General features: G+C 70.2%; 17 protein-coding genes. 16 read left to right on the forward strand and 1 reads right to left on the reverse strand.

The genetic code is table 11. The features are described from left to right. Positions 1-150 precede the first annotated feature (150 nt). The 8 genes from JUB10_RS13490 to JUB10_RS13525 all read left to right on the forward strand — a co-directional run bounded on the left by JUB10_RS13490 (position 151) and on the right by JUB10_RS13525 (position 12,575). Positions 151-1,521, forward strand: a complete 1,371-nt coding sequence (locus tag JUB10_RS13490; protein WP_207457553.1) for a glycosyltransferase — start codon at positions 151-153, stop codon at positions 1,519-1,521. Continuing rightward, positions 1,518-3,356: a right-handed parallel beta-helix repeat-containing protein gene (locus JUB10_RS13495; RefSeq protein WP_207457555.1), complete on the forward strand. Its 1,839-nt coding sequence runs from the start codon at positions 1,518-1,520 to the stop codon at positions 3,354-3,356. The genes JUB10_RS13490 and JUB10_RS13495 overlap by 4 nt, the downstream gene beginning before the upstream one ends. Next, positions 3,356-4,429 carry a right-handed parallel beta-helix repeat-containing protein gene (locus JUB10_RS13500; protein WP_207457557.1) on the forward strand — a complete coding sequence of 358 codons (1,074 nt, stop codon included), beginning with the start codon at positions 3,356-3,358 and terminating at the stop codon, positions 4,427-4,429. Before JUB10_RS13495 ends, JUB10_RS13500 begins: the two co-directional genes overlap by 1 nt. 140 nt (positions 4,430-4,569) lie before the next feature. Continuing rightward, a complete protein-coding gene (locus JUB10_RS13505) occupies positions 4,570-5,940 on the forward strand; it encodes a UDP-glucose dehydrogenase family protein (RefSeq protein WP_242682678.1) in 1,371 nt (456 codons plus the stop codon). A 677-nt stretch (positions 5,941-6,617) separates the two neighbouring features. After that, on the forward strand, positions 6,618-7,988 hold the full coding sequence (locus tag JUB10_RS13510; protein ID WP_207457560.1) for a UDP-glucose dehydrogenase family protein: 1,371 nt from the start codon (positions 6,618-6,620) through the stop codon (positions 7,986-7,988). Between the two features lie 206 nt (positions 7,989-8,194). Next, positions 8,195-9,472, forward strand: coding sequence for a glycosyltransferase (locus JUB10_RS13515; RefSeq protein WP_207457562.1), 1,278 nt, complete (start codon positions 8,195-8,197; stop codon positions 9,470-9,472). Then, on the forward strand, positions 9,469-11,373 hold the full coding sequence (locus JUB10_RS15115) for a right-handed parallel beta-helix repeat-containing protein (RefSeq protein WP_207457564.1): 1,905 nt from the start codon (positions 9,469-9,471) through the stop codon (positions 11,371-11,373). Before JUB10_RS13515 ends, JUB10_RS15115 begins: the two co-directional genes overlap by 4 nt. Further along, positions 11,370-12,575, forward strand: coding sequence for a right-handed parallel beta-helix repeat-containing protein (locus tag JUB10_RS13525; RefSeq protein WP_242682632.1), 1,206 nt, complete (start codon positions 11,370-11,372; stop codon positions 12,573-12,575). Before JUB10_RS15115 ends, JUB10_RS13525 begins: the two co-directional genes overlap by 4 nt. Before the next feature lie 104 nt (positions 12,576-12,679). Here JUB10_RS13525 and JUB10_RS13530 read toward each other — a convergent pair whose 3' ends face one another. Next, on the reverse strand, positions 12,680-13,153 hold the full coding sequence (locus JUB10_RS13530) for an aminoacyl-tRNA deacylase (protein ID WP_207457649.1): 474 nt from the start codon (positions 13,151-13,153) through the stop codon (positions 12,680-12,682). Between the two features lie 111 nt (positions 13,154-13,264). Between JUB10_RS13530 and dusB the strand changes: the two genes are divergently transcribed. The 8 genes from dusB to JUB10_RS13570 all read left to right on the forward strand — a co-directional run bounded on the left by dusB (position 13,265) and on the right by JUB10_RS13570 (position 22,673). Beyond that, positions 13,265-14,419: a tRNA dihydrouridine synthase DusB gene (dusB, locus tag JUB10_RS13535; RefSeq protein WP_207457566.1), complete on the forward strand. Its 1,155-nt coding sequence runs from the start codon at positions 13,265-13,267 to the stop codon at positions 14,417-14,419. Positions 14,420-14,444: 25 nt separating this feature from the next. Further along, entirely contained in the window at positions 14,445-15,695 is a 1,251-nt protein-coding gene (locus tag JUB10_RS13540) for a deoxyguanosinetriphosphate triphosphohydrolase (protein ID WP_207457651.1), read from the forward strand. Between the two features lie 19 nt (positions 15,696-15,714). Then, a complete protein-coding gene (dnaG, locus tag JUB10_RS13545; RefSeq protein ID WP_207457568.1) occupies positions 15,715-17,772 on the forward strand; it encodes a DNA primase in 2,058 nt (685 codons plus the stop codon). Between the two features lie 63 nt (positions 17,773-17,835). After that, entirely contained in the window at positions 17,836-20,601 is a 2,766-nt protein-coding gene (locus tag JUB10_RS13550; RefSeq protein WP_207457570.1) for an FtsK/SpoIIIE family DNA translocase, read from the forward strand. A gap of 1 nt (position 20,602) precedes the next feature. Continuing rightward, the gene (pgsA, locus tag JUB10_RS13555) at positions 20,603-21,232 is read left to right on the forward strand and encodes a CDP-diacylglycerol--glycerol-3-phosphate 3-phosphatidyltransferase (protein ID WP_207457572.1); all 630 of its coding nucleotides are present in this window, start codon (positions 20,603-20,605) and stop codon (positions 21,230-21,232) included. Next, the gene (locus JUB10_RS13560; protein WP_207457574.1) at positions 21,229-21,756 is read left to right on the forward strand and encodes a CinA family protein; all 528 of its coding nucleotides are present in this window, start codon (positions 21,229-21,231) and stop codon (positions 21,754-21,756) included. The genes pgsA and JUB10_RS13560 overlap by 4 nt, the downstream gene beginning before the upstream one ends. A 187-nt stretch (positions 21,757-21,943) precedes the next feature. Continuing rightward, complete coding sequence (locus tag JUB10_RS13565) at positions 21,944-22,252, forward strand: helix-turn-helix domain-containing protein (protein ID WP_207457576.1); 309 nt, start codon at positions 21,944-21,946, stop codon at positions 22,250-22,252. Positions 22,253-22,448: 196 nt separating this feature from the next. Further along, on the forward strand, positions 22,449-22,673 hold the full coding sequence (locus JUB10_RS13570) for a DUF3046 domain-containing protein (protein WP_207457577.1): 225 nt from the start codon (positions 22,449-22,451) through the stop codon (positions 22,671-22,673). Positions 22,674-22,835: the final 162 nt, after the last annotated feature.

Below are 22,835 nucleotides of genomic sequence, written 5' to 3' on the forward strand. Positions count from 1 at the left end.
ACGGTCCGAAATAGAACCGTTGCTCCCCGCAGCCGCTCCGACCCGATCAGACGAGTGGTTCCTCCCGCACCGGCCGACCGAGCTCCACACCCTCGTCGGCCGAGCGTGCGTCGTCCCCCGCACTGCTGCTGTCTCCCGAGGTTCCCGATCATGTCCTCCGCCGCTTCGGCGCGCCTTGTCGCGCTCGTTTCCGATTTCGAAGGCCTCTCCGAGGGCCGTCTACCCGACTGGTTCCCCTACCTGCCGCTCGCTGTGCAGGCCGAGTGGGAGCACCTGCAACTCGTCGCCCGCGATCTGCAGGTCTATTTCCCGCTGGCGATCGCCGGCACCGTCGTCTGGGCTCTCTGGATCTACCGCTTCGTCCTGTCCCGCCGTGCGAAGCCGATCGAGAGCGACTTCCGCACCACCACGTCGGTGATCGTGCCCTCGTTCCACGAGGACCCCGACATCCTGCTCGACTGCCTCGAATCGTGGCGCTCCCAGAACCCCACCGAGATCATCGTTGTGCTCGACGTCGCCGACATCGAGGCGTACGACAGGATCAGCGCCCTCGACGACCCGCAGGTGCGGCCGATCCTGTTCCATCACGCGGGCAAGCGTTCCGCTCTCGGCGCCGGCATCCGTCTGGCGACGAGCGAAATCCTCGTGCTCACCGACTCCGACACCTCCTGGACGCCGGGGCTGCTCGAGAACGTCCAGAAGCCGTTCATCGACCCCCTCGTGGGCGCGACCAGCACCCAGCAGAACGTCTTCCAGCGCGAGACGAGCGTGTGGCGGCGCATCGCCGACTGGCTCGTGAACCTCCGCTACTACGACTACGTGCCGGCGATGGGCCGGGCGGGCGCCGTCCCCTGCGTCTCGGGCCGGACGGCGGTCTACCGCCGCTCCGCGGTGATGCCGGTGCTGGAGCAGCTCGAGAACGAGTTCTTCCTCGGCAAACGTTGCATCTCCGGCGACGACGGGCGGCTCACCTGGCTCGTCCTCGCTTCGGGCTACAAGACCGTGCACCAGTCGTCCGCGAAGGCGATCTCGATGTTCCCGTCGAGCTTCCGCGCCTTCGTCAAGCAGCGCGTGCGCTGGAGCCGCAACTCGTACCGGTGCTACCTCACCGCGATCGGCAAGGGATGGCTATGGCGGATGCCCTTCATCACGAAGATCACGGTGCTTCAGATCCTGCTGACGCCCGTCACCATGGGGCTCACGATCTTCTACCTGATCTTCAGTCGGCTGGAGCTCAGCGTGCTCGGCGTCGCGCTGGCCGTCGGGTGGCTCCTGCTGGGTCGCGGCGTCCGCGGGATCTCGCACCTGCGGCGTCATCCGCGCGACATCGTGCTGCTGCCCCTGCTGGCGCTCACGGTGATCCTCGTCGCGCTGCCCATCAAGCTCTACGCGTTCGCGACGATGAACAAGCAGGGCTGGCTGACCCGGCACGCGGACCAGGTGGGCGGCGACGGGCAGGACTCGCGGACGCTCGCCGGAACCGCCGGTCTCGCCGGCGACTCGAGGGCGGTGGCGGCATGAGCGGACGGCTCGTCGCGGCGCTCTGCGTCGTCATGCTGCTCACCGGGGCCACGCTCGCCGCCGGTCTCTTCATCACCTTCGCTCCCAGCGGCGAGAGCGGACCCGATGCCCGTGGGCGGAACGAAATCGCCGCCAACGGCGCCGTGCAGGGCGAGCTCTACCCCGGCGATCCCGTCGCCGAGGCCGTCCTCGTCGCGCAAGAGGACGACCGCATCGAGGCGGTCCGGGCGGTCGCGTCGACCGCGCCCTGGAACGACCTCATCGTCGCCGGACCGTTCCGGATGACCGTCGACGGCGAGTACACGCTCGTGCTCCCCGCCCGGCCGGAGCCGTACACCGTCGCGGATCTCCGGGCCCTCGCCCCTGACACCTTCGTCGAGGAGGAACCCGGCGTGTTCCTCCTCACCGAGAACCTGGTGGTCTCCAGCGGGGCGACCCTCGCACTCGCCGAGGGCACCGTACTGCGCCTGCTGAGCACGCCCGAGCGCTTCACCTCCGTCGTCGGCCTCGGCGGCACGCTCGACCTCGCCGGAACGGGGCAACGCCCGGTGTCGATCACCAGTTGGGACCCCGCCGCATCCGGGCCCGACACGAACACCGTCGACGGGCGGGCCTACCTGCGGGTGCTCGGAGGGTACGCCGCCGTCCAGTCCGTCGAACTCACGGACCTCGGATTCTGGAGCGGGAACACCGGTGGCTTCGCCCTCACGGGCACCGGCGGCGAGGTCGAGCTCGCCGGAGACCCTGCCAGGGTCGCTCCGTCCCCGGTCGCGGGGGCGCAGACCCTTCCCGAGGAGTTCACCGAGGTCGCCGTCGCGGACTCCGTCGACCTGTCCACGGTCTCCGCGGAGCTCTCGGATGTCACCGCGACCGGCAACGCCTACGGAGTCTTCGTCGCGAACGCCACGAACGTCACGATCGCCGACTCCCTCGTCGCCGGCAGCCTCGTCGACGGCATCGCCTTCCATCGGCACGTCACCGACTCGCGAGTGACCGGCACGACGTCGCAGGACAACGCGGTCGACGGGCTGAGCCTCGCACGTTCATCGCGGCAGGTGCTCTTCGACGGGGTCGTCGCGACCGGAAACGGCCGAAACGGCGTCTCCCTCGACGCCCAGCCGCTCGCCGACGGGCCCAGCGCGATCGGCACCACGGTGGAGGAGTTCGGGGACAACGAGATTTCCGGCGGCGTCTTCCGCGACAACGGGCGGTACGGCGTCGAGGTCAACGGCGGCGTGGACACCCGGGTGCGTGACGCCCTCATCGAGGCGAACGACAACGGCATCGTGGTGGGTCAGGACGCCGACAGCGTGCTGCTCACCGGAAACGAGCTCGTGGGCAACGTGACCCAGGGCATCGCGATCCGCGACGGCGTGCGCGGCGTCGAGATCCGCGACAACACCATCGCGGGTGGGGATACCGGCGTCTACGTGCGGAACGCGGCCGCGACGGTGGAGGACAACCGACTCGCCGACATCATGAATCACGGGGTGACCGTCGTGGGCGACGCCTCCGACGTCGTGGTCAGAGCCAACACGATCGGCGGCTCCGGTTCCATCGCGATCTGGACCGAGGACTCCGAGGGCGCCCGCGTCGTCGCCAACGACCTCGAGGACTGGCTGCCGGCCGCGACCGTGACCCGCGTTCTGGGCGACGTGTTCCAGCCGCTCACCGTCATCTGGTTGACGCTGGCCCTCGTGCTCGTCGTCACGGCGCTCACTCGTCGCGGCCGCCAATTCACCGGCGTGCGCAACCCGTACGCGGACCACGCGCCCCTGACGACCCTCACCCCCGGAGTCGTGTCCCGCGAGTCGCTGGGACGGGTGGCCTCCTGATGCGCGCGCTACCCCGCCCCGTCCTCGTCGTGGTGACCGTCGCTGCTGCGCTCGTGCTGGCCGTCGCAGCCCTCGCTGCGACTCGTCTGCTCGGTTCGCCCCAGGCTGTCTCACCGAGCGCTGTCCCCACGGCCGAGGCCGCGGAAGCGACGCCGTCGCCCGTAGCCTCGGGCACGCCCGGGGAGTACGGCTGCCCCGCCGGCGCCACCGGCGTCTCCACGTCGGGCCAGCTGCAGGCCGCCCTCGACACAGCGACTCCCGGCTCCGCGATCGAACTCGCCCCGGGCCACTACGTCGGACGCTTCACCATCACGGCGAGCGGCACGTCCGACCAGCCGATCCGCCTCTGCGGCTCGGAGGACAGCGTGCTCGACGGAGGCGACATCTCGAAGGGATACGTGTTGCACCTCGACGGGGTGTCCAACTGGATCCTCTCCGGGTTCAGCGTCCGCAACGGCCAGAAGGGCGTGATGGCCGATGCCACCGTCGACAGCGTCTTCCACGACCTCGCGATCTCGCACGTCGGCGACGAGGCCCTGCATCTGCGGCGGTTCTCGACCGGCAACATCGTCAGTTCTTCGACGATCAGTGACACGGGGCTGCGGAAGCCGCAGTTCGGCGAGGGCATCTACATCGGCACGGCGGAGTCGAACTGGTGCGACATCTCCGACTGCGAGCCCGACCGCAGCGACGGGAACACCATCGAGGGCAACGTCATCTCCGGAACGACCGCCGAGAGCGTCGACATCAAGGAGGGCACGAGCGGAGGAGTGCTCCGAGGCAACTCCTTCGACGGAACGGCGATCGTCGAGGCCGACTCATGGGTCGACGTCAAGGGCAACGACTGGCTCATCGAGGCCAACATCGGAGAGCACTCGCCCCTCGACGGCTTCCAGACCCACGAGATCCTCGACGGCTGGGGTACCCGCAATCACTTCGCAGGCAACACCGCCGTCGTCAACGGACCCGGTTTCGGGTTCAGCCTGACCCCCCTGCGCGACAACGTCGTCTCCTGCAGCAATAAGACCTCGTCGGCGGGGGAGGGGTCGGCGAACACCGACTGCACTCCATGACCGACAGGACGCCGACCGCGGAACCCGATCCCCGCGCGCGACGTGACCCGATAGGAACAACGACCCTGATGGAGGCCCTCGTGGCTAACGCACTCCCCAGCACCGCCGCCCTCCCCGCGCCGATCGTGGCGCACCCCCGTATGACCGTGATCGGGACCGGATACCTCGGCGCGACCCATGCCATCTGCATGGCCGTGCTCGGCTACGAGGTACTCGGCGTCGACGTCGACCCTCGGAAGGTGGAGGCCCTCGCCTCCGGTGAGGTTCCCTTCTTCGAGCCGGGACTGCCGGAGAAGCTCGCCGAGGCTCTCGAGTCCGGGCGGCTCCGTTTCACGACCTCGTTCGACGAGGCGGCCGCCTTCGGTGACGTGCACTTCGTGTGCGTCGGCACTCCGCAGGCGCCGGGCTCGCACGCCGCCGATCTCCGCTACGTCGAGTCCGCATTCGCGGAGCTCGCGAAGCGCATCGATCGCAAGGCGCTGCTGATCGGCAAGTCCACCGTCCCGATCGGCACCGCGGAGCGCCTGACCGAGATGGTGCACGAACTCTCCCCGATCGGGCAGGAGCTCGAGCTCGCCTGGAACCCCGAGTTCCTGCGCGAGGGGTTCGCGGTCAAGGACACTCTGCACCCGGATCGCCTGGTGTTCGGCGTCGCCTCCGCGTGGGCCGAGGCGCAGCTGCGCGCAGCGTTCTCGCCGATCCTCGACGCCGGGACACCGCTCGTCGTGGCGGACCTGGCCTCCGCGGAGCTGGTCAAGGTGGCTGCGAACTCCTTCCTCGCCACCAAGATCTCCTACATCAACGCGATGGCGGAGGTGTGCGAGGCGACCGGTGCCGATGTGCAGGTGCTCGCGAAGGCGCTGGGGTTCGACGACCGCATCGGCTCGCGCTTCCTCAAGCCGGGTCTCGGCTTCGGCGGTGGATGCCTGCCGAAGGACATCCGTGCGTTCAAGCACCGTGCCGAAGAGCTGGGTGTCGGGCAGGCGGTCGCGTTCCTGGGCGAGGTGGACGCGATCAACACGCGCCGGCGCACCCGCACCGTCGATCTCGTCCGCGAACTCGCCGGCGGCGCGCTGCGAGGCAAGAGGATCGCGGCGCTCGGAGCCGCGTTCAAGCCGAACTCCGACGACGTGCGCGACGCCCCCGCGCTCGACGTCGCCAGGCTGCTGTACCTCGAGGAAGCGTCGGTGGTCGTGTTCGACCCGGAGGCCAACGTCAACGCGCATCGGGCCTACCCCGACCTCGACTACGCCGACTCCCTCGAGCAGGCGGTAGTGGGAGCGGACGTCGTCGTGCTCCTGACCGAGTGGCAGCAGTTCCGCGACGCCGACCCTGCGGCGCTCGGACGGCTCGTGGCCGCCCGCGCCGTCGTCGACGGGCGTCACGCCCTCGACGCCGACCGCTACCGCGCAGCCGGCTGGGAGTACCGCGCGCTCGGTCGCCCTCACGGCTCGGCCACGCATCAGCTGGTCGAACACGAGGCCGATGCCACCCGGCTGACGCTCTCGTGACCGAGACCTCTGCTGGGGCGTTCAGCTGATCGGGAGCCGACGCCCCAGCAGAGCGCGAAGGGGGCGCGGACGCCACGGCGACCGCGCCCCCTTTGTTACGTGCTAGGGCACCCCGTGTGAACGGCCGGTAAATTCCTTGATGAATGCTTGGAAGTTCGTTGACCCCCGGTCGGGGGAGCCCATAGCGTCCGAACAGAACCGTTGCTCCCCCGGCCGCTCGGAACCCGATCCGACGAGAGGCTGCCGGTCGCCGATCCGCCGTGCCCGTACAGCCTTCGACGACCATCGCGTCATCCCGCACCACGCCTGCACTTTCTCCCCGAGGAAACCCGGTCATGTCCTCTCTTGCTTCAGCGCGCCCTGTTCCGGTCGCCCACACGCAGCATCCCGCTATCGCGGTGCGGCGTGGCGTCGTCGCGCGATTGCTCGAAACACCGTCCGAGGTCCTCACCCCGACTCCGTCTGGCCGCCCGTCGCGCTCAGACGCACAGACCTCTGCGACGGAAGCCGGCCGGGCCCGCCCCGGCCGACGACCCGAGTGAGAGGGCGCACGCCCGTAACCCGATCGACGGTCGTGCGCTCACCCGATAAACACCACAACCCGCTTGGAGGCCCTCGTGGCGAACCCGCTCCCTGGCACCGCAGCTCTTCCCGCGCCCATCGTGGCGCACCCCCGTATGACCGTGATCGGAACCGGATATCTCGGCGCGACGCATGCCATCTGCATGGCCGTGCTCGGCTACGAGGTACTCGGCGTCGACGTCGACCCTCGGAAGGTGGAGGCCCTCGCCTCCGGCGCCGTTCCGTTCTACGAGCCCGGCCTGCCCGAGAAGCTCACCGAGGCTCTCGAGTCCGGCCGGCTCCGCTTCACGACCTCGTTCGACGAGGCGGCCGCCTTCGGCGACGTGCACTTCGTGTGCGTCGGCACTCCGCAGGCGCCGGGCTCGCACGCCGCCGATCTCCGCTACGTCGAGTCCGCATTCGCGGAGCTCGCGAAGCGCATCGATCGCAAGGCGCTGCTGATCGGCAAGTCCACCGTCCCGATCGGCACCGCGGAGCGCCTGACCGAGATGGTGCACGGACTCTCCCCGATCGGGCAGGAGCTCGAGCTCGCCTGGAACCCCGAGTTCCTGCGCGAGGGGTTCGCGGTCAAGGACACTCTGCACCCGGATCGCCTGGTGTTCGGCGTCGCCTCCGCGTGGGCCGAGGCGCAGCTGCGCGCAGCGTTCTCGCCGATCCTCGAGGCCGGAACGCCGCTCGTCGTCGCGGACCTCGCATCCGCGGAGCTGGTGAAGGTCGCGGCCAACTCCTTCCTCGCCACCAAGATCTCCTACATCAACGCGATGGCCGAGGTCTGCGAGGCGACCGGTGCCGACGTGCAGGTGCTCGCGCAGGCATTGGGCTACGACGACCGCATCGGCTCACGCTTCCTCAAGCCGGGCCTCGGCTTCGGTGGCGGCTGCCTGCCGAAGGACATCCGTGCGTTCAAGCACCGCGCAGAAGAGCTCGGAGTCGGGCAGGCGGTCGCGTTCCTCGGCGAGGTCGATGCGATCAACACGCGCCGGCGCACCCGCACCGTAGACCTGGTCCGCGAGCTCGCGGGCGGATCGCTCAAGGGCGTCCGCGTCGCCGCCCTCGGAGCCGCGTTCAAGCCCAACTCCGACGACGTGCGCGACGCCCCCGCGCTCGACGTCGCCAGGCTGCTCTACCTGGAGGAAGCCTCTGTCGTCGTGTACGACCCCGAGGCCAACGAGAACGCGCACAAGGCGTACCCCGACCTCGACTACGCCGACTCCCTCGCGGAGGCGGTGTCCGGTGCGCAGGTCGTCGTGCTCCTCACCGAATGGCAGCAGTTCCGCGACGCCGACCCGGAGCATCTCGGCGCCCTTGTTGCGAACCGCGCCGTGGTCGACGGTCGCCACGCCCTCGACGCCGACCGCTACCGCGCGGCCGGTTGGGAGTACCGCGCCCTCGGCCGCCCCACCGCCTCGACCACCGTCCGGCTGGTCGAACACGAGAGCGACAGCGTCGCGCTGACCCTCTCGTGACTTGAACCTCTGCTGAGGCGTCGAGGTGATCGGGACCACGGCGCCTCAGCAGAGACCCTCGCACAGCACCGCACCCTCCGGGCGACCCGAACGCCGGGAGTACGCACCCGCTCCGCCTCTGCTTCGCACTTCCCGCCCGCGACGTCGTCGCGCCCGTCCCGACCCGGGCGCGACGGCGGTCGCCACCCAGAAGGAACCCGATCCTCATGACCCGATCCGCCCTGGCGCTGGGCATCTCCAGCGTCAACTTCAGCTGGGAGGCAGTCGGTGGCTTCGTCCTCCAACTGCTCCCGTACTTCCCGCTCGCGATCGCCGGCACCATCGTGTGGGCGCTCTGGCTTTACCGCGTCATCCTGTCGCGTCGGGCCAAGCCCATCGAGAGCGACTTCCGCACGACCACCTCGGTCGTCGTGCCCTCCTTCCACGAGGACCCCGACATCCTGATGAGATGCCTGGGCACCTGGCTCAACCAGAACCCGACCGAGGTCATCATCGTCCTCGACGTCGCCGACACCGACGCCTACCGCCGCATCGTCGAGCTGGGCGACGAGCGGGTCAAGCCGATCCTGTTCCATCACGCCGGCAAGCGATCCGCCCTCGGCGTCGGCATCCGTGAGGCCACGGGAGAGATCCTCGTCCTCACCGACTCCGACACCTCGTGGCGTCACGGGCTGCTCGAGAACGTGCAGAAGCCCTTCGTCGACCCGCAGGTCGGCGGGGTGAGCACGCAGCAGAACGTCTACCAGCGCGAGACCAGCATCTGGCGCCGCGTGGCCGACTGGCTCGTCAACCTCCGCTACTACGACTACGTGCCGGCGATGGGCAGAGCGGGCGCCGTCCCGTGCATCTCGGGCCGGACGGCCGTCTACCGTCGCTCGGCCGTGCTCCCGGTGCTCGAGAACCTCGAGAACGAGTTCTTCCTCGGCAGGCGCTGCATCTCGGGGGACGACGGCCGGCTCACCTGGCTCGTCCTCGCCTCGGGCTACAAGACGGTGCATCAGTCGTCCGCCAAGGCACTGTCGATGTTCCCGTCGAGCTTCCGCGCCTTCGTCAAGCAGCGTGTGCGGTGGAGCCGCAACTCCTACCGCACCTACCTGACCGCGATGACCAAGGGATGGCTCTGGCGCGTCCCGTTCGTCACCAAGATCACCGTGCTGCAGATCCTCCTCACCCCTGTCACCATGGGGTTGACCATCGGGTACATCGTCTTCAGCAGGCTGGAGCCCACGCCGATCGGCATCACCGCCGTCGTCGCATGGCTCCTGCTCGGACGCGGCATCCGCGGTATCTCCCACCTGCGCCGACACCCTCTCGAGATCGCGCTCCTGCCCGTCGTCGCGGCGACCGTCATCCTGATCGCACTGCCGATCAAGCTGTACGCGTTCGTCACGATGAACAAGCAGGGCTGGCTCACCCGTCACGCCGACCGCGTGGGCGGCGACGGCCAGACCGCCAGCACCCTTGTCGTGGGAGCGGCAGCGTGAGCGCCCGCATCGCGGCCGCCGTCGCGGCCACCGCGCTCGCCGCGGCATCCGTCACCTTCGGTCTCGCCGCGCCTGCGGCCGCCGCCGAGGACGTCGCCGCCCCCGTCGCCGTGACCGGCGACGAGTACCCGGGCGACCCGACGCTCGAGGCGATCCTCGTCGCGCAGGAGGAACGGCGGCTCGTCGAGGTCCGCTCGATCTCGAACGCCGCCGGCTGGACCAACGTCAACCAGGGACGGCCCTACAGACTCGTCACCGGCAACTCCTACACTCTCGTGCTCATTCGGAGGGACTCGGCGTACACCCTCGACGACCTCGAGCGCTTCGCGCCCGGCACGTTCGTCCGTCAGCCCGACGGCTCCTACGTGCTCAGCGAGAACATCGTCGTCGAGCAGGGAGCGACCCTGCACCTCGAGGACCCGGAGGGCCTTGACCTGAGGCTCGCCAGCAACGAGGACCGGTTCGCGTCGATCGTCACACTCGGCGGCTCGGTCGAAATCGTCGGGTCCGCCGACAAGCCGGTCACGGTCACCAGCTGGGACCCGATCTCCGGTGAACCCGACGTCACGACCGACGACGGGCGCTCCTACCTGCGGATCATCGGCGGGCACGCGGAGTTCTCGCACGTCCAGTTCGAGAACCTCGGCTTCTGGTCCGGGGCCACCGGAGGAGTGTCGCTGACCGGCACCGAGGTTCCGGAGGTGCTCTCGGACGACGCCACGACGAACCTCGAGCGCAACCAGCAGGCCGACACGGTCAGCACCCCCCAGGTGTTCGGCGAGGAGCTGTACCCCGTCGGCGAGGAGATCGAGACCCTCGGACTCGAACCCGACCTCGACGCCTACAGCTACGTGTCCGCGGTCATCCACGACGTCGAGAGCCGCAACAACGCGTTCGGGATGTTCATCACGAGCGCGGACGGGGTCGAGATCAAGGACTCGCTGATCGAGAACAACCTCGTCGACGGGCTCGTGCTGCACCGTTACGTGACGAACACACTCGTCCGGAACACGACGGCGGCGCACAACGGCGTCGACGGCTTCAGCCTCACCCGCGCGACCACGGGCATCGTGCTCGACAGGATCGACGCGACCGGCAACGGCCGCAACGGGGTGACGATCGAGGGCGGCCCGCTGGCGGAGGGACCGAGTGCCACGGGAACACCCGTCGGCGACTACGGCAACAACGCCCTGACGAACAGCACGATGACGAACAACGGCCGCTACGGGGTCGACGTCATCGGCGGCACGAAGATCGTGATCGACGGCAACACCGTGACCGATCACACGATGGGCATCGTGGTGTCGAACGGAGTGGCGGATGTCACGGTGTCCGACAACATCGTCGAGGACTCGCTGGAGCAGGGGATCGCCCTCCGCAACGGCGTGACCGACGCGCTCGTGCAGGGCAACTCGATCGTCGGCGGGGAGGTGGGCGTCTACCTCCGTGACGCCGGCGGTACGGTCGACCGCAACGAGATCAGCGCTGTGACCAACCACGGGGTGACGCTCATCGATCAGACCCAGATCTCAACGGTGACCGACAACGAGGTCGCCGGCATCGGACCGAGCGCGGTCGACGTGGCCAGAGCCGACGGGGAGGTCGTCGTCTCCGGCAACCGTGTCGAGGCCTGGCAGGGCACCAAGCCGCTGGACGTGATCCTGCGGAGCATCTTCCAGCCGCTCACGGTCATGTGGCTGACGCTCGGCCTGCTGGTCGTCGTCACCGCCGTGACCGGCGTTCGCCGCCGTCGCCGCGGTCACACGATCAGTCATCCGTACGCCGGGCAGGCGCCACTCAGCGCGCTCACCGCCGGCGTCGCAACCCCGGAGTCGCTCGGGCTCACACCGCCGAGCTGGCTCACGGGACACCGCAACACCACTCAGGGGGAGGCACGATGAATCGACTGGACTCGCTGTGGCGGGACATCCGAAGTAAACCGGCCATGGCCGCGGCCGCGGCCTTCGTGGCGGGGGTGCTCTTCGCCTCCGTCGTGTGGGGTGTCGCAGTGTCGACGAGCAGGCAATCGGTGCAGCAACTCACCTCGGACGCCGGTCCCCAGCCCGGGCGCACGAGCTCCCCGACGCCCTCCGCGAGCGGCGACGAGGGGGAGGAGGGGAGCGGGGCATCACTCGAGCCCGACTCGGACGAACAGGAGGAGTCGAAACCCTCGGCGTCCGCTCCGGCCCTCCCCGCCGACCGTCCGACCGCACCGGCCGATTGCCCCGAACCCACGACCTCTGTGGCGACCGCCGAGGAACTGCAGTCGGCTCTCGACGGGGCCTCGCCCGGAGACGTCATCGAGATCGAGGACGGGCACTACGTCGGGGAGTTCCTCGCGACAGTCTCGGGCACCGAGGACGAGCCGATCACCCTCTGCGGCGGCACCGAGGCGATCCTCGACGGCGGCGACTACGAGGGGGACTACGTTTTCCACCTCGACGGTGCGAAGTACTGGCACCTTCTCGGCTTCACCGTCACGAACGGGCAGAAGGGCGTGATGGCGGACGGCACCGTCGGGTCGATCATCGAGGGCCTCACGGTCACCGGGATCGGCGACGAGGCGATCCACCTGCGCAAGTTCAGCACCGACAACGTCGTGACCGGCAACTTCATCAGCGTCACCGGCCTCCGTCGCCCCAAGTTCGGCGAGGGTGTCTACATCGGCACGGCCGAGTCGAACTGGTGCGACATGTCGGACTGCAAGCCCGACAACTCCGACCGCAACATCGTGGAGAACAACACGATCAGCGAGACGAGTTCCGAGGCGATCGACGTGAAGGAGGGGACGTCCTTCGGCATCGTCCGCAACAACACGTTCGACGGCTCGGGCATCATCGACGCCGACTCGTGGGTCGACATCAAGGGCAACGACTGGGTCATCGAGGGGAACGTCGGCAGGAACTCCCCGCTCGACGGCTTCCAGACCCACGAGATCCTCGACGGGTGGGGCACGCGCAACGTGTTCCGGGGCAACACCGCCGAGGTCAACGGCCCGGGCTTCGGGTTCTCCCTCACCCCGGTACGGGAGAACGTCGTCGAGTGCGACAACGAGGTGATCGGTGCGGCCGAGGGCGACATGAACGTCGACTGCTCCCGCTGAGTCTTCGCGGAGCCCAGGCTCCGTGATCTGAACCTCTGCCGGGATGTCTGGGCGATCGGGGCCCCGGCATCCCGGCAGAGTCCTGTCATCGTACGACCGGCGAGTCAGCCCGCGATCGGATCCGTGATGTCTGCGACCGTCGCCGAATACGCGCTGATCAGCGAATCGGCGTCGACGAAGGCGCTGTGCCCGTGCTCGCCGGCACCCATCGCTATCCGGCGGCCGCTCATCGTCTCGTCCGCGTACACAGGCCACGCGGTGGTCGAGCCGAGCGGAGTGATCGTGCCGCGCTCGTACCCCGTCGCCTCGAGGGCGAGTTCCGGCTCCGGCAGGCGCAGCTTGTTGACGCCGACGACCGCGCGCAGCTTCGGCCACGAGATTTGGCGGTCGCCCGGCACGAGCGCGAAGAGATAGGTGCCGTCGTGGCGGCGCACGACGAGCGACTTCACGATGTCGGCGGGTCGGATGCCGAGCAGCCCGGCCGCCTCCTCGAGGGAGCGCGCCTCGGGGCGCTTCACGATCTCGACCTCGAGCCCGCGCCTTGCGGCATCCGTCTCGACCCTCGTGCGTCCGTCCATGTTCCCGGCAACCGCCAGGAGCACGACGACATTCCCTTCCCAGGGGCGGGGACGACGCCCCCGTGCACAGCGGTCGGCTTCGAGCGGCCTGATCTGGGAGAATCGGGGGCGATGTCCCTCGCTCCCGCTCCCGCCCGCGGCCTCTCCATCGGCCCGCTCGACCTCGACGTGCCCGTCGTGCTCGCACCCATGGCGGGCATCACCAACACGGCCTTCCGCCGCCTGTGCCGCGAGTTCGGCGCCGGCCTCTACGTCAGCGAGATGATCACGAGCCGCGCCCTCGTCGAGCGCACCCCGGAGAGCATGCGGCTCATCACGCATCACGAATCCGAGACCCCGCGCTCGATCCAGCTCTACGGGGTCGACCCGTACACGGTCAGCGAGGCGGTGCGGATGCTCGTCGCGGAGGACCGCGCCGACCACATCGACCTGAACTTCGGATGCCCGGTGCCCAAGGTCACCCGCAAGGGCGGGGGAGCGGCGCTGCCGTGGAAGCTCGGGCTGTTCCGCGAGATCGTGGAGCGCGCCGTCGAGGCCGCAGGGCCGCTGCCGCTCACCGTCAAGATGCGCAAGGGCATCGACTCCGACCACCTCACCTACCTCGAGGCGGGCAAGGCGGCGGAGGGCGCCGGCGTCGCGAGCATCGCGCTGCACGCCCGCACCGCCGCAGAGTTCTACTCGGGCCAGGCCGACTGGTCGGCCATCGCGAAGCTCAAGCAGACGATCACGAGCGTGCCGGTGCTCGGCAACGGCGACATCTGGAGCGCCGACGACGCCCTGCGCATGGTCGACGAGACCGGGTGCGACGGCGTCGTCGTCGGCCGCGGATGCCTGGGCCGCCCGTGGCTCTTCGGCGATCTGGCCGCCGCCTTCCGCGGCGAGCGCGCCACCGCCGCGCCCACCCTCGGCGAGGTCGCCCGCACGTTCCGCCGGCACGCCGAGCTGCTCGTCGAGTTCTTCGACAGCGAGGAGCGCGCCTGCCGCGACATCCGCAAGCACGTCGCCTGGTACTTCAAGGGCTACGCCGTCGGCGGCGACCTGCGGGCGAAGCTCGCGACCGTCGAGTCCCTCGCGCAGCTGGACGACCTGCTCGCGACCCTCGACTGGGAGCAGCCCTACCCCGGCGAGGCCGCGGAGGGCCCGCGCGGCCGCGCCGGCAGCCCGAAGAGCCCGGCGCTGCCGGAGCGCTGGCTCGAGTCGCAGGAGCTCTCCGACCCGCACCGCGCCGACCTCACCGAGGCCGAGTCGAGCGTGAGCGGTGGTTGAGGCCGCGCTCGGCGAGAGCGTCCCGATCGCCCTGCTCCCGGGCTACGGCACCCGCGACACCCAGCGCTGGCTGCCGGAGCGGCACTCGAACCGCCGCAGCGACTTCGCCCGCGACCGCGCGCGCCTGCTGCACTCGAGCGCGCTGCGCCGCCTCGCCGCGAAGACGCAGGTGCTCAGCCCGACCGGTGGCCTGGACTTCGCCCGCAACCGCCTGACGCACTCGCTCGAGGTCGCCCAGGTCGGGCGCGAGCTCGCCGCGAGCCTCGGTCTCGCCCCGGACGTCGTCGACACCGCCTGCCTCGCCCACGACCTCGGGCATCCGCCGTTCGGGCACAACGGCGAACTCGCCCTGAGCGAGTGGGCCGACGACATCGGCGGCTTCGAGGGCAACGCGCAGACCCTCCGCCTGCTCACGCGCATCGAGCCGAAGGTCGTCGGCGACGACGGGCGCAGCTACGGCCTCAATCTCACGCGCGCCAGCCTCGACGCGAGCTGCAAGTACCCCTGGCCGAAGAGCACGGCGGTCGGCGACCCCAGCGGGCGGCAGAAGTTCGGCTTCTACGCCGACGACGCCGACGCCTTCCGCTGGATGCGCGACGGCGCCCCCGACCGGCGGCTCTGCATCGAGGCCCAGGTGATGGACCTTTCCGACGACATCGCCTACTCGGTCCACGACTTCGAAGACGCGGTGGTCGGCGGGTACCTCGACGTCGCCCGCCTCGGCTCCCGCGACGAGCGCGACGCCCTCATCGGCACGATCTTCACCTGGAGCGGCGGGGCGCTCGACCGCGACGAGCTCTCGGAGGCGTTCGAGCGGCTCACCGACCTACCGTTCTGGCTCGAGGAGTACGACGGGTCCCGCCTCGACCAGGCGCGCCTGAAGAACCTGACGAGTCAGCTGATCGGGCGTTTCGCGGGCGCGGCCACGGAGGCGACGCGCGAGACCCACCCGCAGATGCTGCTCGCCCGCTACGGCGCCGACGTCGTCGTGCCCCGGGGTATCAGCGCGGAGATCGCGGTGCTGAAGGGCATCGTCGCGGCGCACGTCATGGCCCACACCCGCCGTCAGCCGATCTACGCCCAGCAGCGGGAACTGCTCGCCGACCTCGCCGACGTGCTCCTCGACGCCGGTCCCGCCGAGCTCGACCCGGGCTTCGCCGCCGACTGGCGCGCGGCGACGACGGATGCCGCGCGCAAGCGTGCCGTCGTCGACCAGGTCGCCTCGCTGACCGACCAGTCCGCGATCGCGTGGCACGAGCGCCTGGTCAAGCGGTGAGGCTTCTTACAATGTGCGCATGCCAGGGCTGATCCGCCGCGACGACATCGACGAGGTGCGGGCCAGGGTCAACATCGCGGACGTCGTCGGCGACCACGTCGCGCTCAAGAGCGGCGGTGTCGGCTCGCTGAAGGGCCTCTGCCCCTTCCACGACGAGCGGAGCCCGAGCTTCTACGTCCGCCCGCAGGTCGGGCGCTACCACTGCTTCGGCTGCGGCGAGGACGGCGACGTCTTCACCTTCCTGCAGAAGATGGACGGCGCGACCTTCACCGAGGCGGTCGAGCGGCTCGCCGCGCGGATCGGCTTCGAGCTGCACTACGAGGACGGCGGCCAGGCATCCGACCACGGTCAGCGCGCCCGGCTGCTCGCCGCGAACGCCGCGGCCGCGGAGTTCTTCGTCGAGCAGCTGCGCACCCCGCAGGCCGCGGAGGCGCGCAAGTTCCTGGGCGACCGAGGCTTCGACCGCTCCGCCGCCGAGCGCTTCGGCTGCGGCTTCGCGCCGAAGTCCTACGACGCGCTCTCCTCGCACCTGCGCTCGAAGGGCTTCACCGACCAGGAGATCGTGACGGCGGGCCTCTGCGGCAAGGGGGAGCGCGGCCTCTACGACCGCTTCCGCGGCCGGCTCGTCTGGCCCATCCGCGACGTCACCGGTGCGACCCTCGGGTTCGGCGCCCGCAAGCTCTTCGACGACGACCAGGGCCCCAAGTACCTCAACACCCCCGAGACGCCGATCTACCGCAAGAGCCAGGTGCTCTACGGGCTCGACCTCGCCCGACGCGACATCTCCCGCGGCAAGCAGGTCGTCGTCGTCGAGGGCTACACGGATGTCATGGCGTGCCACCTCGCGGGAGTGACGACCGCCGTGGCGACTTGTGGCACCGCGTTCGGCGTCGACCACATCAAGGTCGTGCGCCGGGTGCTCGGCGACTTCTCCGGCGCCGCGCTCTCCGGCGCGGGCGAGGTCGTCTTCACCTTCGACCCCGACGAGGCCGGGCAGAAGGCCGCGAGCCGCGCCTTCGCCGAGGAGCAGCGGTTCGCCGCGCAGACCTTCGTCGCGGTCGCCCCCGAGGGCCTCGACCCCTGCGATCTCCGGCTGAAGCGCGGGGACGACGCGGTGCGCCGCCTCGTCGCGACGAAGAAGCCGATGTTCGAGTTCATGATCCGGCGCGAGCTCGCCCAGCACGACCTCGAGACCGTCGAGGGCCGCGTCGCCGGCCTCCGCGCGGCCGCGCCCGTCGTCGCCGGCATCCGCGACTCCGCGCTCTCGGTGGGCTACACCCGCACCCTCGCCGGATGGCTCGGGCTCGACCCGGACGAGGTTGGGCGCGCGGTCCGCGCCGCGTCGCGGGGGAGCGGCAAGCAGGCCGACGCCGGCGCCCGTGCCGCGCAGACCTCGTCGCGTCCGGGCCGCCCGCCGCAGCGCCCCGACTCGACCCGCCGGGACGGGTCGGCGCGCCCGGACCGCGGCGGGCGCCCGCAGTCCGGCGCGTCGCGCCCTGCCGCCCACGACGCGCCCCCGCCGCCGGACGAGCCCTACGAGCCCTACGAGCCGGAGTACAACCCGTACGCGGACGCCGGCCAGCCCGCGCCGGCGCCGCGCGGTCCCTCCATCGTCGACCTGCCGATCGACCCGATCACCCGCCTCGAGCGCGACGCCCTCATGGCGATGCTGCAGCACCCCGAGCAAACGGGGAAGGAGCGGGTGGCGCGCGTCGCGAGCATCCGCTGGGACAATCGGGTGCTCGCCGTGGTGGGCGACGCGATCGCGGTGAGCCTCGACGACTTCGGCACGCCCGCCTGGGTCGACCGGGTCGCCCGCGAGGTGCCGGAGGGCTTCGAGACGCTCGTGCGCGAACTGAGCGTCGCGCCGCTGCCCGAGCGGGAGGGGCGCGCCCTCGACGCGTACTGCGAGGGAATCACCGCCCGCCTGATCGAGCGCGACCTGCTGCGGCTGAAGGCCGACCTCCTCGGTCAGCTGCAGCGGCTCGACCGCGCCGCCGACCCCGACCGGTTCGCGACACTGCAGCGCGCGCTCGTCGCCACGGATCAGGAGCGGATGCGCCTCCGCGGCGAGTAACGGCGGGGTATCGCCCACGCGTGTCCCGCCGGGAGGAACGCGGGCCGCGGTTAGCGTTGACGCATGGCTTCGAGCTCTTCGTCTTCGCGCGCCCGCGATTCCTCGCGCACCGCGCCCACGAAGCGCCTGCCGCAGAACTCGAAACCGGCCCCGCGGAGCCGCAGCACCAAGGCGCCGATCGTCGAGGAGCGTCAGAGCGTCTTCGTCTCCGCCTGGATGGGCATGGCCCACCTGGCCGGCGGCGCCGCCCGCGCCCTCGGCAAGGAGGACCTCGCGAAGGAGGAGCGCCGCGACGGACTGCCCTTCTTCCTGCTCCTGCTCGCCGTTGTCGGCGCCGTCGTCGAGTGGTTCAATCCCGGCGCGCCCGTCGCGGTGACGCTCGACGCCTGGACCTTCGGCGGCCTCTTCGGCCGGGTCGCCTTCGCGCTGCCGATCATCATGTTCGTCTTCGCGATCTGGCTGTTCCGCCATCCGGCGAGCGTGCACGACAACACCCGCATCGGCATCGGGCTGAGCCTGTTCATCGTCGCCGTCGCGGGGCTCTGCCACGTGTTCGGCGGGCAGCCGCAGCCCGTCCAGGGCATCGTCGTGCTCGCGGCGGGCGGCGGCATCACAGGCTGGCTGCTCGCCTCTCCGCTCGTCGCGCTCGGCACCGCCTGGCTCGCGACGCCCGTGCTCTCGCTGCTCGTGCTGCTCTCGGTCTTCATCATCACGAAGACCCCGCCGAACCGCGTCGGCGCCCGGCTGCGCGAGCTCTACGTCTGGCTCTTCGGCGCCGAGACCACCGAGGAGGAGCAGGCTCCCGCGGCCGCGAAGGGCCGCAAGGGCAAGGAGGAGACCGGCCAGTTCGGCAGGCTCGACGACCTCGCGCTCGAGGACGAGTCGGCGGGAGCGCTGCCCTGGTGGCGACGCAACAAGACCGGCCGCGAGGAGGACCCGGCCTACGACACCCCGGTGCTGCCGGAGAAGTCGCAGAAGAAGGCTCCTGCCGAGCAGGTGACGGATGTCATCGACCTCACGCCTCCCGTCGAGACGACGTCGTCGGCGTCCTCCGTCAGCGACGCGCCCTGGGACCTCGAGCTCTTCGACGAGCTCGACCGCGCCGAGGAGGCGGTCAAGAAGTTCACGGGCGAGGTCGCGCCGCTCGACGCGCAGAAGGTCGCCGAGGAGGAGAGCGTCGCAGACCCGCTCGCAGGCGCCGCGATCAGCGAGCCCGACGAGTTCGCCGGTCTCGTGCAGCAGTCCCCGAGCCAGTACCGGCTGCCCCCGGCCGCGATGCTCGCCCCCGGCACCCCGCCGAAGTCGCGCTCGGCCGCCAACGACGAGGTCGTCGCGGCGATCACGAGCGTGCTCTCGCAGTTCTCCGTCGACGCGCGCGTCATCGGCTTCACCCGCGGCCCGAGTGTCACGCGGTACGAGATCGAGCTCGGCCAGGGCGTCAAGGTCGAGAAGGTCACGGCGCTCAGCAAGAACCTCGCCTACGCCGTCGCGAGCAACGAGGTCACGATCCTCTCGCCCATCCCCGGCAAGAGCGCCATCGGCGTCGAGATCCCGAACAAGGACCGCGAGACGGTGAGCCTCGGCGACGTGCTCCGCTCCGCGGCCGCGACGAAGAGCGCCCACCCGATGACGATCGGCGTCGGCAAGGACGTCGAGGGCGGCTTCGTCGTCGCGAACCTCGCGAAGATGCCGCACCTCCTCGTGGCCGGCTCGACCGGCTCGGGTAAGTCCAGCTTCGTCAATTCGATGATCACGAGCCTCCTCATGCGCGCGAAGCCCGCCGAGGTGCGCATGGTGCTGATCGACCCGAAGCGCGTCGAGCTCTCGATCTACGCCGGCGTCCCGCACCTCATCACGCCCATCATCACGAACCCCAAGAAGGCCGCGGAGGCGCTGCAGTGGGTCGTGAAGGAGATGGACATGAGGTACGACGACCTCGCCAGCTTCGGGTTCCGGCACATCGACGACTTCAACCGCGCCGTCGTCAACAACGAGATCGTCCTGCCGCAGGGCAGCGAGCGTCAGCTGCGCCCGTACCCCTACCTCCTCGTCGTCGTCGACGAGCTCGCCGACCTGATGATGGTCGCGCCGCGCGACGTCGAGGACTCGATCGTGCGCATCACCCAGCTCGCGCGTGCGTCCGGCATCCACCTCGTGCTCGCGACGCAGCGACCGTCGGTCGACGTCGTCACGGGTCTGATCAAGGCCAACGTGCCCTCCCGCCTCGCGTTCGCGGTCACGAGCGTCACCGACAGCCGCGTAATCCTCGACCAGCCGGGCGCCGACAAGCTCATCGGCCAGGGTGACGGCCTCTTCCTGCCGATGGGCGCCGCGAAACCGACCCGCGTGCAGGGCGCCTGGGTGCAGGAGAGCGAGATCGCCAAGGTCGTCGAGCATGTCACGCGGCAGGCGCAGCCCGAGTACCGCAACGACGTCGCCGCCGTCACCGAGAAGCGCGAGATCGACTCCGACATCGGCGACGACCTCGAGCTGCTCATCGCCGCGGCCGAGCTCATCGTCAGCTCCCAGTTCGGCTCGACCTCGATGCTGCAGCGCAAGCTCCGCGTCGGGTTCGCCAAGGCGGGGCGGCTCATGGACCTGCTCGAGTCCCGCGAGGTGGTCGGCCCCAGCGAGGGTTCGAAGGCCCGCGACGTCCTCGTCACGGCCGAGCAGCTGCCCGGCGTCATCGCCCGGATCAAGGGGGAGGACGCGCCCGCGTCATCCGCCGCCGCCCCGGCTGCGTCCCAGGCAACGCCCGCCGGCGCTGCCTACGATGAAGTCGAGGTGTCCTCGGATGAGGACGCCTGGCAGCTGACCGGCAGGGAGTGACATGGCCGTCGACCCAGCGTCCAGGGCGGGATCGATGCGCGGCCGGGTGATCCGGGGCGGCGACACCCCGGTCTCGAACGGCAACATCGCGAACATCATCACGATCCTGCGCATCCTCCTCGCGCCCGTCTTCGTGTGGATGCTGCTGGCGGACGGCGGCGACGACGGCGCGCTGCGCTGGACCGCGGCCGCCCTGTTCGTGCTCGCGATCGCGACCGACAGCGTCGACGGCATCCTCGCCCGCCGGCGCAACCTCATCACCGACCTCGGCAAGCTGCTCGACCCGATCGCCGACAAGGTGCTCATCGGCGGGGCCCTCATCGCCCTGTCGCTGCTCGGCGAGCTGTGGTGGTGGGTGACGGCGCTCATCCTGCTGCGCGAGCTCGGGATCACCGTCTACCGGATGATCGCCCTGCGCGACCGCGTCATCCCGGCCTCCCGCGGCGGCAAGCTCAAGACCATCGCGCAGTCGATCGCGATCTCGCTGTTCCTCTTCCCGTTCGACCGCGTGCTCGGTGACTGGGTGCTGTGGGTGGACTACGCGGCGATGGCCGTCGCGGTCGTGCTCACGATCACGAGCGGCGTCGACTACCTCCTGAAGGCCTGGCGCTCGCGCGAGCCGCGCCGATGACGGTGCCGCCGCGTCCGGATGTCGCGATGCCCGTCGTCGTCGACCTGGTCGCAGAACTCGCGCGGCGCGGGCTGCGGGTCGCGGTCGCCGAGTCGCTCACGGGAGGCCTCGTCGTCTCCGAGCTGATCCGCCCGCCCGGGGCCTCGGCCGTCGTCACCGGGGGAGTCGTCGCCTACGACACCGGGATCAAGCGGAGCCTCCTCGGCGTCGACGCCGACCTCCTCGAGCGTGAGGGGCCCGTGCATCCGGAGGTCGCGCGGCAGATGGCCGAGGGCGTCCGGCGACACCTGGTGATCGACGGGCGCCTGCCCGACATCGGGCTCGCGACGACCGGCGTCGCCGGCCCCGATCCGCAGGGCGGCAAGCGGGCCGGCACCGTCTTCATCGCCGTCGCGACCGACGAGGGGAGCGAAGCGCGCGAGCTCTCCCTGTCCGGCACGCGCGACGAGGTGCGGGCTTCGACCGTGTCGCACGTGCTGCGGATGATGGCGGAGCGGGTGGCTCTCCCCGTCGACGCCCCCTAGGGACGCCCCCCTTCTCGTAGGGAATACCCACCGTTTCGGTCCGGTTACAGATGGTGATTCACAAGACTTACGCAGACCGCGCCGGTTATGTTTTTCGAGTCAGGGCAATGTACTGTTGCTCAACTCGGCCGGAGCCCCCGGGCACCGTCGACCAAGCGGTTCGGTTGCGCTAGAAGGGGAGGGTCCCATGGTTCTCGTCCGTCAAGAGATCGGTGACGTGCTCCGTGACTTCCGCCTGCAGAAGGGGCGCACCCTTCGTCAGGTGGCGAGCAAGGCGAGCGTCGCCCTCGGCTACCTGAGCGAGGTCGAGCGCGGGCAGAAGGAGGCGTCGAGCGAGATCCTCGCCTCCGTCGCCGAGGCGCTCGACACGCCGATCAGTGTCATCATGCGCGAGGTGGGCGACCGCCTCGCCGTCATCGAGGGGCTCAGCCCCGTGCCCGACAACGTGCCCGACGAGCTCGTCGCCGAGTACGACCCGAGCCTCGCCGTTCGGTGATCGTCGTCTGAAACGTCCATGGAAGCCCCGGCTGGTCCGGGGCTTTCGTGCGTCCGGGGGCCCATGAGTTCCGCCGGCTCCAGCGTGTTCGGGGCTTCCGTGGTCTCGGGGCCGGGTGGCTCCGGAGACGCCTCGCCAGTCCGTGGTGTCCGTGCGTGCGGAGGTCGCGCCGCCCGCGGGTTGTTAGGTTTGCGGGATGCGGTTGAGTGAGTTCTGGCAGGCGATGAGCGACGAGTTCGGCGACGCCTACGCCAAGAGCATCGCCCGCGACCTCGTGCTCACGCCCCTGCGCGACCGCACCGCGGAGCAGGCGCTCCGCGACGGCGTGCCGGCCCGCGAGGTCTGGCTCGCCCTGTGCGAGGCGATGGACGTGCCCGAGAACCGCCGGTACGGCGTGGGGCAGTTGCCGCCCAAGGAGTAGCGCCGCGCCGTGTTCGACACGCCGCGCGCCTCTCGAACATCCGTTCGAACGGGCGTACTCTCCTTCACAACGGCGAGAACCCTCGAACTCTTCACCACAGCCCCCTCCGGCGGTTCCCATGTCGGAGGTGGCACGTAGCGTCCTGATCGAGCGAAATCGCTG

It is taken from the genome of Desertivibrio insolitus, from assembly GCF_017355965.1.
In the GTDB taxonomy this organism is placed as follows: domain Bacteria; phylum Actinomycetota; class Actinomycetes; order Actinomycetales; family Microbacteriaceae; genus JAFIQW01.

Bases quoted from the DNA above. Each gene is read 5' to 3' on its own strand.
- JUB10_RS13490 (WP_207457553.1), top strand. From the start codon at position 151: ATGTCCTCCGCCGCTTCGGCGCGCCTTGTCGCGCTCGTTTCCGATTTC.
- JUB10_RS13495 (WP_207457555.1), top strand. From the start codon at position 1,518: ATGAGCGGACGGCTCGTCGCGGCGCTCTGCGTCGTCATGCTGCTCACC.
- JUB10_RS13500 (WP_207457557.1), top strand. From the start codon at position 3,356: ATGCGCGCGCTACCCCGCCCCGTCCTCGTCGTGGTGACCGTCGCTGCT.
- JUB10_RS13505 (WP_242682678.1), top strand. From the start codon at position 4,570: ATGACCGTGATCGGGACCGGATACCTCGGCGCGACCCATGCCATCTGC.
- JUB10_RS13510 (WP_207457560.1), top strand. From the start codon at position 6,618: ATGACCGTGATCGGAACCGGATATCTCGGCGCGACGCATGCCATCTGC.
- JUB10_RS13515 (WP_207457562.1), top strand. From the start codon at position 8,195: ATGACCCGATCCGCCCTGGCGCTGGGCATCTCCAGCGTCAACTTCAGC.
- JUB10_RS13525 (WP_242682632.1), top strand. From the start codon at position 11,370: ATGAATCGACTGGACTCGCTGTGGCGGGACATCCGAAGTAAACCGGCC.
- JUB10_RS13530 (WP_207457649.1), bottom strand. From the start codon at position 13,153: ATGGACGGACGCACGAGGGTCGAGACGGATGCCGCAAGGCGCGGGCTC.
- dusB (WP_207457566.1), top strand. From the start codon at position 13,265: ATGTCCCTCGCTCCCGCTCCCGCCCGCGGCCTCTCCATCGGCCCGCTC.
- dnaG (WP_207457568.1), top strand. From the start codon at position 15,715: ATGCCAGGGCTGATCCGCCGCGACGACATCGACGAGGTGCGGGCCAGG.
- JUB10_RS13550 (WP_207457570.1), top strand. From the start codon at position 17,836: ATGGCTTCGAGCTCTTCGTCTTCGCGCGCCCGCGATTCCTCGCGCACC.
- pgsA (WP_207457572.1), top strand. From the start codon at position 20,603: ATGGCCGTCGACCCAGCGTCCAGGGCGGGATCGATGCGCGGCCGGGTG.
- JUB10_RS13560 (WP_207457574.1), top strand. From the start codon at position 21,229: ATGACGGTGCCGCCGCGTCCGGATGTCGCGATGCCCGTCGTCGTCGAC.
- JUB10_RS13565 (WP_207457576.1), top strand. From the start codon at position 21,944: ATGGTTCTCGTCCGTCAAGAGATCGGTGACGTGCTCCGTGACTTCCGC.
- JUB10_RS13570 (WP_207457577.1), top strand. From the start codon at position 22,449: ATGCGGTTGAGTGAGTTCTGGCAGGCGATGAGCGACGAGTTCGGCGAC.